Source organism: Burkholderia mycopellens, from assembly GCF_964265025.1.
Taxonomy (GTDB): Bacteria; Pseudomonadota; Gammaproteobacteria; order Burkholderiales; family Burkholderiaceae; genus Burkholderia.
The window spans coordinates 2,241,469-2,255,842 of record NZ_OZ183802.1 but is presented as its reverse complement, the minus strand read 5'-3'; the positions used below and the strand labels follow the sequence as shown (position 1 = coordinate 2,255,842).

Annotated in this window: 14 protein-coding genes; 10 read left to right on the top strand and 4 right to left on the bottom strand. The window is 67.4% G+C overall.

The annotated features are described in order from the left end of the window. Window positions 1–104 precede the first annotated feature (104 nt). Together ACPTTC_RS10375 and ACPTTC_RS10370 are read left to right on the top strand one after the other, a co-directional pair. Complete coding sequence (locus ACPTTC_RS10375) at window positions 105–656, top strand: DUF6013 family protein (RefSeq protein WP_226197067.1); 552 nt, start codon at window positions 105–107, stop codon at window positions 654–656. 244 nt (window positions 657–900) lie between these two features. Further along, window positions 901–1,374 (top strand): PliI family lysozyme inhibitor of I-type lysozyme, encoded by a 474-nt coding sequence (locus ACPTTC_RS10370; RefSeq protein WP_423392424.1) that lies wholly within the window; start codon window positions 901–903, stop codon window positions 1,372–1,374. A 41-nt stretch (window positions 1,375–1,415) separates the two neighbouring features. On the opposite strand, the gene ACPTTC_RS10365 is transcribed toward ACPTTC_RS10370, so the two are convergent. Both ACPTTC_RS10365 and ACPTTC_RS10360 read right to left on the bottom strand, forming a co-directional pair. After that, window positions 1,416–2,219 carry an ABC transporter permease gene (locus ACPTTC_RS10365; protein ID WP_175971808.1) on the bottom strand — a complete coding sequence of 268 codons (804 nt, stop codon included), beginning with the start codon at window positions 2,217–2,219 and terminating at the stop codon, window positions 1,416–1,418. Further along, window positions 2,216–2,917 (bottom strand): ABC transporter ATP-binding protein, encoded by a 702-nt coding sequence (locus tag ACPTTC_RS10360; RefSeq protein WP_423392423.1) that lies wholly within the window; start codon window positions 2,915–2,917, stop codon window positions 2,216–2,218. Before ACPTTC_RS10360 ends, ACPTTC_RS10365 begins: the two co-directional genes overlap by 4 nt. 152 nt (window positions 2,918–3,069) lie before the next feature. On the opposite strand from ACPTTC_RS10360, the gene ACPTTC_RS10355 reads away from it, so the two are divergent. After that, window positions 3,070–5,358, top strand: a complete 2,289-nt coding sequence (locus ACPTTC_RS10355; RefSeq protein WP_423392422.1) for an AsmA family protein — start codon at window positions 3,070–3,072, stop codon at window positions 5,356–5,358. Window positions 5,359–5,364: 6 nt separating this feature from the next. On the opposite strand, the gene ACPTTC_RS10350 is transcribed toward ACPTTC_RS10355, so the two are convergent. Further along, a complete protein-coding gene (locus tag ACPTTC_RS10350) occupies window positions 5,365–5,817 on the bottom strand; it encodes a lipocalin-like domain-containing protein (RefSeq protein ID WP_423392421.1) in 453 nt (150 codons plus the stop codon). A gap of 167 nt (window positions 5,818–5,984) precedes the next feature. On the opposite strand from ACPTTC_RS10350, the gene ACPTTC_RS10345 reads away from it, so the two are divergent. From ACPTTC_RS10345 to ACPTTC_RS10320, 6 genes are all read left to right on the top strand, one after another. After that, on the top strand, window positions 5,985–7,577 hold the full coding sequence (locus tag ACPTTC_RS10345; protein ID WP_423392420.1) for an ABC-F family ATPase: 1,593 nt from the start codon (window positions 5,985–5,987) through the stop codon (window positions 7,575–7,577). A gap of 244 nt (window positions 7,578–7,821) precedes the next feature. After that, the gene (locus ACPTTC_RS10340; RefSeq protein WP_423392419.1) at window positions 7,822–8,571 is read left to right on the top strand and encodes an FkbM family methyltransferase; all 750 of its coding nucleotides are present in this window, start codon (window positions 7,822–7,824) and stop codon (window positions 8,569–8,571) included. Continuing rightward, a complete protein-coding gene (locus ACPTTC_RS10335) occupies window positions 8,572–9,564 on the top strand; it encodes a phosphotransferase enzyme family protein (RefSeq protein ID WP_423392418.1) in 993 nt (330 codons plus the stop codon). A 1-nt stretch (window position 9,565) separates the two neighbouring features. After that, window positions 9,566–10,444 carry a 4Fe-4S cluster-binding domain-containing protein gene (locus tag ACPTTC_RS10330; RefSeq protein ID WP_423392417.1) on the top strand — a complete coding sequence of 293 codons (879 nt, stop codon included), beginning with the start codon at window positions 9,566–9,568 and terminating at the stop codon, window positions 10,442–10,444. Continuing rightward, window positions 10,441–11,502 (top strand): asparagine synthase-related protein, encoded by a 1,062-nt coding sequence (locus ACPTTC_RS10325; protein WP_423392416.1) that lies wholly within the window; start codon window positions 10,441–10,443, stop codon window positions 11,500–11,502. Before ACPTTC_RS10330 ends, ACPTTC_RS10325 begins: the two co-directional genes overlap by 4 nt. Window positions 11,503–11,509: 7 nt before the next feature. Then, entirely contained in the window at window positions 11,510–12,718 is a 1,209-nt protein-coding gene (locus ACPTTC_RS10320; RefSeq protein WP_423392415.1) for a glycosyltransferase, read from the top strand. Here the strand turns inward: ACPTTC_RS10320 and ACPTTC_RS10315 are convergent. After that, window positions 12,675–13,364 carry a cephalosporin hydroxylase family protein gene (locus ACPTTC_RS10315; RefSeq protein WP_423392414.1) on the bottom strand — a complete coding sequence of 230 codons (690 nt, stop codon included), beginning with the start codon at window positions 13,362–13,364 and terminating at the stop codon, window positions 12,675–12,677. The two genes, ACPTTC_RS10320 and ACPTTC_RS10315, sit on opposite strands and share 44 nt — an antisense overlap. A gap of 25 nt (window positions 13,365–13,389) precedes the next feature. Here ACPTTC_RS10315 and ACPTTC_RS10310 point away from each other — a divergent pair, with 25 nt between their 5' ends. Then, window positions 13,390–14,364: a phosphotransferase gene (locus ACPTTC_RS10310; RefSeq protein WP_423392413.1), complete on the top strand. Its 975-nt coding sequence runs from the start codon at window positions 13,390–13,392 to the stop codon at window positions 14,362–14,364. Window positions 14,365–14,374 lie beyond the last annotated feature (10 nt).

Here is a 14,374-nt window from a genome sequence, read left to right as displayed (position 1 = left end):
TGCGTTTGCGGCGCACTGCATGCCGCTTGGCGGTAGACTGGCAGCGCATCATGCATCGAAAACCGCGCGGCACGCGCGTGCCGCCGCATACCAAGGAGGTCAGCATGAGCCAGCACAGCTTGTCAGTCGCCGCATCGTGGTCGGTCGTGTTCGCGGCGGCGTGTGTCAGCGCGAGCGCATTCGCGGCGCCGCCGGTCAAGGGCAGCCTGAAGGGCGGCGGTACCGGACAGCTCGAATACACCGTCAAGGTCGACTCGAAGACCTTCGGCAATACGCAGGAGACCCGCAAGATCCGTTCGGGCGAGACGGACGACTTCAACTGGAAGTCGGTGCCGCCGAGCGGCGCGGTCGCGATGCCCGACGGTTGCCCGAACGTCGACAGCCTGCCGCGCGACGAGAACGGCGCGATGGTGCGCCAGACCCAGGTGCGGCTCGCGCCGTCGATCGACGCAAAGGGGATCGCCAACGTGCAGATGAGCTTCCAGGCGGCCGCGCCGAAGGGCACGCGCAGCGTGACGGCCGGCGGCAAGTCGCTGCAGTGCCCGGACGTCGTGTCGGTGAGCCAGGTGAAGTGGGTGTCGATCCCGACCAACGGCGGGTCGAAGGTCGTCACGATGAGCGACGGCACGAAAGTGACCGTGTCGATCAAGCGCTGAGCGGCGAGCGCGGGCCGGCGCCGGTGTGTGCGCAACGGATTTGACCGGCGGGCCGGCCCGGCGACATGTGGCCGTTTCGTGTCGCCGTCACGGTGTTTCCCGTTACCTGCTGCGCGGTACCGTGTTGTTGCAACGGCAGGGTAGTCGTTTGACGTCCGACAGCGTCGCGTGGCGACCTGCGTGACGTCATGCGAATGGCGCGCTATGCTCGCCCGCATCATCACCTTCCTGTCACGACATCCCGATGAAATGCCGAATGCGCGCGTTGCCGTGTGCCTTTGCGCTCGTCGCCGCGCACGCGCATGCGGCCGACGATTGCAGTTTCGTGAAGAAGGTCGAGCTGCCGGCGCGGCAGCAGGTGGCGGTCGTGTCGAGCGGCGCCCTCGAACCGTGCTCGACCGGCAGCTACGCGGTGCGCGTGTATTCGACCGCGCATGCCGAACCCGGCTTCGATACCGACGATTACGTAACGGGCGCGCTGCATGCGCGTGACGGTACGGTTACCGATGCATTCATGGCCGACCTCGGCGCACGTGCGCCGCAGGCGCTCGTCGTGACGATGCGCTCGGCCGGCAGCGGCGGCTATGTCGGCGCGCAGGCCTATGTGACGACGCCGCGCGCGGTGAGGCTCGTCGCGTCGGTCGACGGGCTCGCGCCGGACGCGGACATCGCGGCCGCGTTGCGGCAGGCGATCGGCAAGCGCCGCAACGCGCGCTGACTGGCGAGCCGCGCGAACGCATCGCGCGAGGGCACCGCGTGTCAGTGCGCGCGTTCTTCGAGCCGCGCCGCGAGAAAGCGGTGATCGGCCGAGAACAGCCGGCGATAGGTCATCAGCACCGCGCCGACCGTGCCGAGCGCCGAGGCCGCGGCGATCAGGAACATGATCACGATCTGGTAGCGCACGGCCTGCAGCGGCGACTGGCCGGCCAGCACCTGGCCCGTCATCATCCCCGGCAGGCTCACGACGCCAACGACGGCCATCTGGTTCAGCGTCGGCAGCATACCGGCGCGCACGGCCTGGCGCGCAGCGTCCTGCGCGGCCTCCCAGCGCGTTGCGCCGAGCGCGAGTGCGGTTTCGACGCGATCGCGGCGCGCCGTGAGTTCTTCCATCATCCGCTCGACGCCGAGCGACACGCCCGTGAGCGTATTGCCGAGAATCATCCCGAGGATCGGAATCGCGTATTGCGGCGCGTACCACGGATGGATGCGGATCACGACGAACAGGCCGACCGCCGCGACGAACCAGCTGCTGAACCAGATCGACGCGATGCTGTCGATGCGCTGGCCGCGATACGTGCGCTTGCCGCGCCCCGCGCCGGCGAACCCGGCGATTAGCGTCATCAGCGCGGTGAGCGGCAGCACGACGGTCCAGTGAGGATGACCGAACACCCAGCCGAGCACGTAGCCGATCGCGAGCAACTGCACGACGGTGCGCACGGCCGCGAGCGCGAGCTTGCGGCCGAGGCCGAGCGACAGGGCCATCGAGATCGCGCCGTTGACCGCGACGAGCGCGGCGGCGATGCCGACGTCGACGAGGCTCAGGTCCTGCAGTGCGGGGCTCATTGCGTGGCCTCCGTCGGGTTGGCAACCTGCATCACGCCGGCCTGCATCACGAGCCGCCTCGTGCCGATCCGCGCGGCCTGGGCCGGATCGTGAGAGATCCACATGTACGCGCGGGCGGCGGGCGCCGCGTCGAACCATGCGCCGACGAGCGCCTCGATCGCGCGCGCCGACTCGGGGTCGAGCGCGGACGTCGGTTCGTCGAGCAGCAGCACGTCGGGATCGAGCTGCAGCACGCGCAGCAGCGCGGCGATCTGCGCTTCGCCGCCCGACAGGTCGCTCGCGCGCTTGTCGAGAAAGTCGGGGCCGCGGCCGGCCTGCGCGGCGAGCGCTTCGGCCCGCGCGCGATCGAACGCAACGTCGCGATAGATCGCGAGCGAATACGGATAGCGCAACTGCGATTCGACGGTGCCGTCCATCTGCGCGGGACGCTGGCGTACATAAGCGACGCTGCGACGGTAACGCGGGATCTCATTGCGCCGGATCGGTTTGCCGCGCCACAGGATGTGGCCGCCGTCGAGCGGATCGAGCAGGGCGAGCGCGCGCAGCAGCACGCTCTTGCCCGACCCGGACGGCCCGGTAATAGCAATGCGCGATCCCGCTGCGAGGCTGAAATCGGTCGGGGCGAGCAGGGTCTTGCCGCTGCTGGCATCGCGTCGCGTGATGCGCGCTGCATCGATGAGACCGGTGGGGGCTGTCATGTCACAAATGAAAAAAAGCGTTAATGGCGCCGAAACGTCACGATGGCGTGCGTCATAATACCGATTGAAAAGCCGCGGGTGTCGTGCGCCGTTCGTCCACGCAAGCGGCCCGGCATGGCGCGGCATCATTTCAGAACAACTACGGAACCGCCATGACGCTAGCCCGAGCCATCGGCAAATCGGCTGCATGGATCGTCGGTATCGTCGCGGTGCTCATCGCGGCGGCCGGCGTCTTTCTCTTCGTCTTCGATTGGAACCGCGCGAAGCCGTGGGTCAACGAACAGGTCACAGCCGCACTCGGCCGCCCATTCGCGATCAACGGCGACCTGAAGATCGGCTGGCGCCGCCCCGACGGCGAAACCGGCTGGCGCGCGTGGGTGCCCTGGCCGAGCTTTACCGCCACCCAGCTCGAGATCGGCAACCCCGACTGGGCGAAGACGCCCAAGTTCGTCACGCTCGACGCCGCACACTTCGATCTCGCAATCCTGCCGCTGCTCGCGCATGAAATCGTGATCCCGTCGATCGATGTCGTGAATCCGGCCGTCGACCTCGAGCGGCTTGCCGACGGCCGCAACACGTGGACCTTCCAGTTCAAGCAATCGTCGCAGCCGTCGCCGTGGAAAGTACGGCTCGACAGCTTCGGCTTCGCGAAGGGCACCGTCACGTATCGCGATGCGATCACGAAGGCCGACCTGACCGTCGCGATCGATACGCTCGGGCAGCCGATTCCGCTCGGCGACGTGCTCAAGGAACAGGAGCAGACCTCGCGCGCGGCATCGGCGCAGCGTGTCGGCAAGCACGGCGCCGCGCAATTGAGCGCGAAGGCCAATGCGGAGGCCGCGTCGAGCGCTTCCGCCGCGCAGGCTGCAAGTGCGGCGTCGGCAACAGGGGCTTCGGCCGCGTCTGCCGTGGCGACGGCTTCGTCTTCTTCGTCCACCTCTTCGGCATCGGCTGCTGCCGCCACATCCGGTGCAAGCGGCGTCGCGGCGCCCGCGAAGCCGTCCGGCCCGACCTATGCGTTCGGGCTGAAGGTCGACGGCCGCTACAAGAACGTGCCGATCAGCGGTACCGGCAAGCTGGGCGGCGTGCTTGCGATCCAGGACGCGTCGCGGCCGTTCCCGCTGCAGGCCGACGTGAAGGCCGGCGACACGCGACTCGCGATCGTCGGCACGCTGACCGATCCGATGCATCTCGCGGCCATCGACCTGCGGCTGTGGCTGCAGGGCACGTCGATGTCGCATCTCTATCAGCTCAGCGGCATCACGCTGCCCGATACGCCGCCTTACGCGACCGAAGGTCGGCTGATCGGCAACTTCAAGCGGAAGGCCAGCACGTTCCGCTACGAGAATTTCAACGGCCGCGTCGGCGGCAGCGATCTCGGCGGCACACTGGTCTACGAGCAGCGCGAACCGCGACCGAAGCTGTCGGGCGAACTCGTGTCGAACCTGCTGCAGTTCTCCGATCTCGCCCCGGTGATCGGCGCGGATACGGCCGCGAGCAAGGCCAGGCGCGGCGACACGACGAAACAGCCGTCGAGCCGCGTGCTGCCGGTCGAAACCTTCCGCACCGACCGCTGGCGCGCACTCGACGCGGACGTCAAGTTCACGGGCCGCAAGCTGGTCAAGAGTTCGGACCTGCCGATCACCAACCTGTACACGCACATCGTGATGACGGACGGCGTGCTGTCGCTCGAGCCGCTGCAGTTCGGCGTCGCGGGCGGCACGCTTGCAACGACCGCGCATCTCGACGGCAGCGGTGCGCCGCTGAAGGGCCGCTTCACGGTGGCCGCGCGGCATCTGAAGCTCAAGCAACTGTTCCCGGCGCAGAAGGTCATGCAGTCGGCGCTCGGCGAGATCAACGGCGATGCGTCGCTGTCGGCGACCGGCAACTCGCCGGCCGCGCTGGCCGCGACGTCGACCGGCGAGGTGAAGGCGCTCGTGACGGACGGCCGTATCAGCCGCCTGCTGATGGAAGCGGCGGGGCTGAACGTCGCGAACGTCGTCTACGAGAAGCTGTTCGGCAACAACGACGTGAAGATCAACTGCGCGGCGATCGACTTCGTCGCGACCAACGGCATCCTCGACCCGAAGGTGTTCGCGCTCGATACGGACGACGCGCTGATCAACGTCGACGGCCCGATCAGCCTGCGCGACGAAACGCTGAACCTGAAGATCCACCCGCACACGAAGGGGTTCCGGATCTTCTCGCTGCGCTCGCCGCTGTACGCGAAGGGTACGTTCAAGAACCCGGACGTCGGCGTCGATGCCGGCGCGCTCGCGTTGCGTGCCGGTGCAATGATCGGCCTCGGGCTGATCAACCCGTTCGCGGCCTTGATTCCGCTGATCGCGCCGAGCAACAACAGGGATGTGCCTTGCTCGGAACTGTTCGGGCAGATGAATGCGAAGGCGGCGCAGCGGGCGGCGGCGAAAGCCGGCAAGTGACGGGCGTCAGCGGCCCGCGCGCACCCGGAGCAGCACGGCATCGACTTCCAGGCCGTCGATCCGTACCGGGGCGGCAGTGCCGAGCGGCAGGCGATCGCCGTCGAGCCTGACGGCGCGCTGCTGGACGTGGCCGATCCAGTTCGGGAACGGGCTGACGTCCGTTTCGTGGGTCGGCGTGCCGTCGTCGGCGACGTGAAAGGGGCCGGAATAGGCGATATAGCCACCGGCCGCCGCCGCGCGTTCGTCGGCGGTGCCGCCCTGCAGGTCGCCGTCCGCGTAGGGCGGCCTGCCGGCGGCCATCAGCTGGGCAGACATGTAGCCGTCAGGCGTATAGAGGATCCAGCCGCGCACGTCGCGGCCGAGCGGGTAGGTGACCGCGCCGCCGCCGCGCGGGCGGATTTCGTCGGACACGAGGCGCCACGCGCCGACGCGTCGTTCGCGAAGCTGGCTGGCAAGCATGCGGGATTCCGGCAAGGCGGCGGTGGGGCGCGCGCCGCCGTGTTGGCGGGCTGCCGGGCGCCGGGCCAGGGGGCTGAAATGCGCTGCCGGAACGGCGTGGTCGGCAGTTTCTCCGACACCTGCTAAAATACACGGTTTTCCGTCGATTTATCCTTTCGGGACCTGCCGTGCTTTCTACTGCCAACATCACGATGCAATTCGGGCCGAAGCCCTTGTTCGAGAACATCTCGGTCAAATTCGGCGAGGGCAACCGCTACGGTCTGATCGGCGCGAACGGCTGCGGCAAGTCGACCTTCATGAAGATCCTCGGCGGCGACCTCGAGCCGAGCGCCGGCAACGTCGCGCTGGAGCCGAACGTCCGCCTGGGCAAGCTGCGCCAGGACCAGTTCGCGTACGAAGACGTGCGCGTGCTCGACGTCGTGATGATGGGCCACACCGAGATGTGGGCCGCCATGACCGAGCGCGACGCGATCTACGCGAACCCGGAAGCCACCGACGACGACTACATGCATGCCGCCGAGCTCGAAGGCAAGTTCGCCGAATACGGCGGCTACGACGCCGAGGCACGCGCGGGCGCGCTGCTGCTCGGCATCGGCATCGAGGAGAAATTCCACACCGGCACGATGGCCGACGTCGCGCCGGGCTGGAAGTTGCGGGTGCTGCTCGCACAGGCGCTGTTCTCGAAGCCGGACGTGCTGCTGCTCGACGAACCGACCAACAACCTCGACATCAACTCGATCCGTTGGCTCGAGCACACGCTCAACGAGTACAACTCGACGATGATCATCATCTCGCACGATCGTCACTTCCTGAACTCGGTGTGCACGCACATGGCCGACATGGACTTCGGCACGCTGAAGGTCTGGCCGGGCAACTATGACGACTACATGCTCGCATCGGCACAGGCGCGCGAGCGCCAGGCCGCGGCGAACGCACGTGCGAAGGAGCGCGTGGCCGAGCTGCAGGACTTCGTGCGCCGCTTCTCGGCGAACAAGTCGAAGGCCCGCCAGGCGACGAGCCGCGCGAAGCAGATCGACAAGATCAAGATCGAGGAATTCAAGCCGTCGTCGCGCCAGAACCCGTTCATTCGTTTCGAGTTCGAGAAGAAGCTGCACAACGTCGCGGTGGTGGCTGAAGACATCACGAAGAAGTACGAGCGCACGATCTTCCAGAACTTCAACCTGTCGGTTCAGCCGGGCGAGCGGATCGCGATCATCGGCGAGAACGGCGCGGGCAAGACGACGCTGCTGCGTTCGCTGCTCGGCGCGCTCGAGCTCGATCACGGCACGGTGAAGTGGTCGGAGAACGCGAATGTCGGCTACATGCCGCAGGACACGTACGAGGAGTTTCCGAACGACATCACGCTGATGGACTGGATCGACCAGTACCGCAAGGACGGCGACGACGAAACGATGGTGCGCGGCACGCTGGGCCGCCTGCTGTTCTCGTCGGACGACATCAAGAAGTCGGTGAAGGTGCTGTCGGGCGGCGAGAAGGGCCGCATGATCTGGGGCAAGCTGATGCTCGGCCGCCACAACGTGCTGCTGATGGACGAGCCGACCAACCACATGGACATGGAGTCGATCGAGTCGCTGCAGATCGCGCTCGAGCAGTTCGAAGGCACGCTGATTTTCGTTTCCCACGACCGCGAATTCGTGAGCGGGCTGGCGAACCGGATCATCGAAGTGCGCACGGATGGCACGCTGTTCGACTTCGGCGGCAATTACGAGGAGTTCCTGACGAGCCAGGGGCAGGAGTAATTGTCCTGACGCTTCCGTTCGTGTGATGCGGCCAGGCAGCAGTACGAAGCCGGGGCGCATGGCAGCGCGAAGCCGCCGGAGACGCATCGGGCCCGCATCGACAGTATTGTCGATGCGGGCTTTTTCATTTCCGTGCCGGTGAAGCGCGGCAGTGTCGCGCATTTCCGTTTCCTGCCCTCAATCGACTTCGGGTAAATTACGCTCCGAATACTTATCTCAATTCCGACCCGGAGCCGCCCCCTCGATGCAGGACCATCCTCTCCCGCTCGACCTGTCCGGCCTTGCGCAAAGCCTGTATGCGCAGGGTACCGAGGAAGGCATCCTGTCGCGCCTGATGGAGCGGATCGCGCCGACCCACCGCTTCTGCGTCGATATCGGTGCAAGCGACGGCCTGCGCAACAGCAACACCGCGCGGCTGCTGCGCGAACAGGAGTGGTCCGGCGTGCTGGTGGAAGGCAGCGCATACCGTTTCGGCAAGCTGGCGGCCCACTACGCGGGCTCGGACCGCGTGCGCCTGCACCACGACCGCGTTCAGCCCGACACGATCGACACGTTGCTCGCCGATGCGAACACGCCAACCGACTTCGACCTGCTGTCGATCGACATCGACGGTAACGACTACTGGGTCTGGCGCGGCCTGCAGGCATTCCAGCCGCGCATCGTCGTGATCGAATACAACCCGTACTACACGCCACCCGAGCGTTGGGTCATGTGCTTCAACCCGGACCACGAATGGGACGGTTCGACGTACTACGGCGCGAGCCTCGAATCGCTCGTCCATCTCGGCAGGCAGAAGGGCTATGAACTCGTCTGCTGCGACGACATGGGCAACAACGCGTTCTTCGTGCGGCAGGACCTGTATCCGCTGCTCGGCATCGCGAACAACGCTCCGTCGGTGCTGTTCCGCCCGGCGATGTACAAGGTGCGCTATGTCGGGCACAACACGTTCCTGAGCGGCCATCCGTATCGATACGGGCCGGCCGAGCACATCTGAATGGACCCGCTCGCCGCGACCTTCGACGAGATCCGCGAGGCCTACGCATTGGGCCCAAGCGGGCAGCCGCGCCAGGTCGGCGAACGCGTGTGGCACTTGCCGACCGATGACGGCGGCGTAGCGGTCAAGCTCTACGCGTCCGAACATCATGCGCGTGCGGCCAAGGAAGCGGCCGTCCTTGCGCACTTCGAGACGCACGGCGATGCCCGTTTCCATGTGCAGGCGCTGAAACGCACGGCAGCCGGCGCACCGCTCTGGACGGGGTCAACTGCCCACGCGATGCTGACGCGTTGGGAGACCGGGCAGTTCAGAACCTACGACACGTTTTCACCGGCCGAATGGGATGCGCTCGGCGAGAGTCTGGCGGCGTTGCATCTGAGCCTCGAGCCGCTTCATCTGCCGCAGATCGACACGATCCGCGCACGGCTGACCGCGATCGACGCGGACGCGGTGCGCGGCAGCCTGCTCGACGCGCTGGATCGCGGCCGCTCGAACGACGGCGCGGAGAACCTGCGCCGCTACGTCGATCTCGCGCTGCGCATGCTCGAGCGCTACTATCCGGGCAGCATCGACGCGTTTCCCGCCGGCGATCCGCAATGCCCGATCCACAACGACTACAACCAGTTCAACTATCTGTTCACGGGCACGCTGCCGCCGCTCATTCTCGACTGGGAAGCAGCGATCGGCGCACCGCGCGAATACGAGCTGGTGCGTTGCCTGAACCATCTGCCGCTCGAGGCACCGCATCTGGCGGAGGCGTTCGTGCGGGCATACCGGCGGACCCGGCCGGTCGATCCCGCGCGTATCGCATGGGCGGTCGATGCCGCGTGTCTGCAGCACGCGCTCAAGCTCTGGATCGTGCAGGGCTGGCTCGACGATCCGTCGCGCTTTGCATCGCATCTGAACGGCGCGGTGACGATGGCGTCCGCGATGGTGGAGGCGCGCGATCGTCTCGTCGATTTCTTTTCCCGTTGCATCGAAGCAGGACGCTGAAGTGAATGCGAATCTGAACCGGGTGTCGAATCCGACGCCGCCGGCCGAGCGGCAGCATGTGTTTCCGCCGCCGCTGGATCGCGATTACCGCGTCGAAGACGGGCGCGTGCTGACGCGCTCGCTCGAAGCGCATGTCGTCGATCACTGCAACCTGACCTGTGCGGAATGCTGCTCGCTGTCGCCGTTGCTGCCCGAGTGGTACGCGAGCCCCGAATCGATCGAGGCCGATCTGCGCAAGGCGGCGAAGGTGCTGCGTCCGCGCATGTTCAAGCTGGTCGGCGGCGAGCCGCTGCTGCATCCGGCGCTCGTCGAACTTGTCCAGCGGGTGCGTGCCACCGGCATCGCGCCCGTGATCTCCGTCACGACGAACGGCCTGAAGCTCGGCGAGATGACGGACGCGTTCTGGCAGGCGGTGGATGCGCTGACGATCTCGCGCTATCCGAAGCCGGTGCTGTCGCCCGACCTGGTCGCGCACATCGAGCGCCAGGCCGCGCGCTTCGACGTGCGCCTGAACTGGAAGGTGCAGGACGTGTTCACGACGATGAACCGCGCGGAGCCCGGCACCGATCGCGACGCCGCGCAGCGCCTTTATCACGATTGCTGGATACGCGAGCGCTGCCATATGATTCGCGACGGCATGTTCTACACATGCACGCGTCCGGCGCATTTCCATACGCTCTACAAGGGCGAGAAGGATTTTCAAGCCGACGGCCTGCCGCTGCGCGACGACGCGGGCATGCTCGACGCGATGCTCGCCTATCTGCAACGCGAGGCGCCGCTCGAAGCGTGCCTGCATTGCCAGGGCGGCAGCGCGCCGGTGGCGCCGCATCGCATCCTCAAACGCATTGAAGTGGACGCCTTGAAGGCTCGTTATCCATGATCGTCGGCACGCGCGACCTGTTCGGCTTCGACCGGCTTCACTACCATCCACGCAGCGGTGCGACGGCGTCCGGCATCCGGGCCGTCCTGCGCGCAGCGGCGCAACCGGCCGGCGAGCCGGACGCGGCGGCCATCGCGGGCTACCTGAGCGGCGAGCGGCCGATCGACCGCACCGTGCTGCGCGACGTGCGCGCGGTGCCGCCCGGCCATGCGCTGATCCGTTCGCCGCAAGGGCTGACCGTGCAGCCGGCGCCCGAGCGGCCGCGGCACGCCGATCTGGAAACCGTGCTGCGCGCATCGCTGCAGCGCGCGCTCGACAGCGGCAAGCGTGCCGCGCTGGCGTTGAGCGGCGGGCTCGATTCGGCGCTGCTGCTCGCGTTGCTGCGCGAACTCGGTGCGCAGCGGCACGTGACGTCCTACGTGCTCGTGACCGACATGCCGGACTATTGCGAGCGCGATGCCGCACTCGAACTGGCCGAGCAGATGCAGGCGAACGTGAAGATCGTGCGCGCGAACGAGGCCGATTTCGTCGCGGCGCTGCCCAGAACGACGCATGCGGTCGAGGAGCCGATGTTCAACCTGCATCCGGTCGCGAAGCTGCTGCTCGCCGAGGCGATGGCCGCGGACGGCGTCGAGGTGGCCATTACCGGCGACGGCGCGGACCAGGTGCTGCGTCGCGACCGGTCGGCCAACTACCTGCCGCTGTGCCATGCGCTGTTCGACGCGGCGTCGGTCGAGCTGCATCCGCCGTTCGTCGACGATGCCGTCGTCGCGCATCTGACGAGCATCGCGCCCGATCGGGACAAGCAATGCCTGCGCGATCTCGGTGCGCGTCTGAACTTGCCGGACCGGCTCGTGCATGGCCCCAAGCGTGGGCGGCTCGCCCCGGCGATGGACCTCGCGGCGCTGCTCGATCGCGACCGCACGCACGCGCTGGCCGACAAACTGGGTCTGGCCGCACCGGCGCTGCAGACGGACAACGAACGCGTGCTGTGGACGACGCTGTCGCTGATCCTCGATCATTTCGACCCACGCGATGCCGTGCATCGCCCAACCTGAGTCGTTCATGAAACGCATCCTGTTCTGCGTGGTGCCCGAGAAAGGGCACGTCAATCCGTGCATCGGCCCGGCCCAGCATCTGCGCGCCGCCGGTTGCGACGTCGCGTTCTACGCGCCGGCCGATATCAGGGCCCAGCTCGACGGCGCGGGCGGCTTCGCGTTCGTCGGGCCGCGCGAGACGCCCGAGCGCCACGACCTGTCGCGCGGCGCGAGCTTTGCCGCGAACATTCGCGACGCGGGCTGGCTGCGGCACTGGATCCGCACGCTGCTGATCGATCTTGCACCCGCGCAGGTAGACGGCATCCGCGCGGTGCTGCGCGACTGGCAGCCCGACGTGGTCGTGATCGATCCGCTGCTCTATGCGGCGGCGATTGCCGCGGAGCTGGAAGGGCTGCCGTGGGTTTCGATGTCGAATTCGCTGAATCCGGTGCTGCCGGACGATCTCGATTCGGAACTGCTGCGCACGGTGCGATGGCTCGCGCCGGAGCGCATGCGGCTGTTCGCGCGCTACGGGCTCGATGCGCGTTTTCGCGGTTGCGACATCCTGTCGCCGCACCTGACGCTCGCATTCACGACCGACGCGCTGGTCGGTGCGCCGCCGCCCGGCGTCGAGCTGGTCGGCCCGGCAATGCCGTCCGGCCCGCGCGGCGACGAGACGCCGTTTCCGTGGGAGCGCCTCGATGCCGGTCGTCCGCTCGTCTACATGTCGCTCGGCAGCCAGCTTTACTACCATCCCGACGTGTTTGCGAAGGTCATCGACGCGGCGCGCGCGACGTCGGCGCAACTGGTGCTGTCGGTGGGCGAACTGGTCGATTCGGATCTGCTGCCCGCCGGCGACGAGCGCGTGGTCGCGGTGCGTTACGTGCCGCAACTGGCGCTGCTGCGGCGCACGCACGCGTTCGTCAGTCATGGCGGCGCGAATTCGGTGATGGAGTCGCTTGCCTGCGGTGTGCCGATGCTGCTGTCGCCGTTCTGCAACGACCAGTTCCATTCGGCGCACTTCGTCGAGCGGGCCGGCGCGGGGTGCGTGCTGGATCTGCAGCAGGCCGGCGTGGCGGACATCACCGATGCGCTCGAACGGCTGTTGCGGCCCGGATCGTTGCGCGAGCAGGCGGCGCGGATCCGCGCGAGCTATGCTGCGCGCGACGGGTCGGCCGAGGCGGCGCGCCTGATCAGCGCACTCGCTTCAGGAAACCGCCGGGCGACAGCGTCATGAGGACGCGGTCCTCGATGTCGTAGTCGACCTCGAACCGGGCGTCGCGGGCGAGGAATTCATGCGCGGCGGTGGCCGGGTTGTTGCCTTTGCCGTACGGCTTGCCGTCGAACATCGACGCGGGCAAGTACTCCATGATGGTGTCCATCACGATCGCGTAGCTGCCGGGCGTCACGAGCGGCGCATAGCATTCGAGTTCGCGCAGCACGTGCGCATGGGTGTGCGTGAGATCGAGGATCGCCATCACGCGCGCGCCGTCGCCGATCTGTGCGTGTACCGACGCAAGCGTGTCGGCCGCGCACGATTCGCCTTCGAGCAGTGTCATGCGATGGGCGAGCCGGTGCGATTGCAGGCGCTGCCTGACTTCGTCGCGCAGGCGCGGTTCGATCGCGACGACGCGGCCGCTGCCGCCCGCCAGTTCCAGCATCGACGCGGAGAACACGACGCCGCCGCCCGCCGCGATGCCGGTCTGCACGATGCAGTCGGGACGCGTGCGCCAGATCAGTTCCTGGAGCGCGAGCATGTCGCCGGGCAGATGGAAGAAGCGCTCGCCGAGCCAGCGCGTCTGGAACAGATGGTCAAATTCGGCGGCGCGCGTCAGCCATTCGATGTTGATGTCCCGCATGCGGGCCGAGGGACGCTCTGACATGGTCAATGCAACGAGTAGGAGTGACGTGAAAACGCTGGAACCGTGGCTTCACCGGTACTGGAACATCGGGCCGGCGCACCTGCAGGCGCTGGCGTCGGGCCATACTAACAAAACGTATCTCGTCGAGTGCGATGCGAGGCGCGCGGTGCTGCGCGTGTCGTGGTCCGGCAAGGCGGCCGAACAGGTGCGTCGCGAGGCGGCGATGCTCGGCCACCTCCACCACCTCGGCCACCCGCGCACTGCGCCGAGGCTGCCCGTGCTGCCGCGCCTGCGGCCGACCGTGGATGTGCAATCCGGTGTGCAACTGCCCGATGGGCGCTGGCTGCATCTGTTCGAGCATATCGACGGCAGCCCCGGCCTGCCGGACGATGCGGAGGCGGGCGCGATCGATGCGATGCGTGCGCTTGCGCACCTGCATGCGGCGATGGCGGCGATACCCACGACCGAATCGTCGCCGCTGGCCTGGCTGTCGGCACGCCACGCACGCATAGCGGCGCGTGCCGCTCCGTCGTTGCCGGGTGACTTGAGTGGCCACTACGAGACGATGATTCGCCGGATCGGCGCCCATCTCGACGCTGCCGCGCGCTGGCTCACAGGGGCGGCGCACTGGCTGCACGGCGATTATCACGCGGGCAACTTGCTGTACGTCGGGCACGCGGTGAACGGCGTGCTCGATTTCGACGATGTCGGGCAGGGCGCGCAGTGGCTCGAAGCGGCCTTTGCGCTGTTCGCGCTGTCGCGCGATGCGGGCAGGGACGATCGCTTCGTATTCGATGCGCGGCGCTGGGAGGCCGGCCTGCAAGCCTATGCCGCGACGCGTCCCGATGCCGCACCGGACTGGATGCACGAGCGCCGCGATGCGCTGATGGCCCTGTTTTGCGCGGACCAGACGCTGATTCATCTCGAAGCCGCGCAGCGCGGCCTGTGGACGCTGGGGCCCGGCATCGGGTTTCTCGGCGGCTGGCGGCAGTTGCTGGATGGTGCGACGCCCGGGCGCTAGCCGGCCGCTG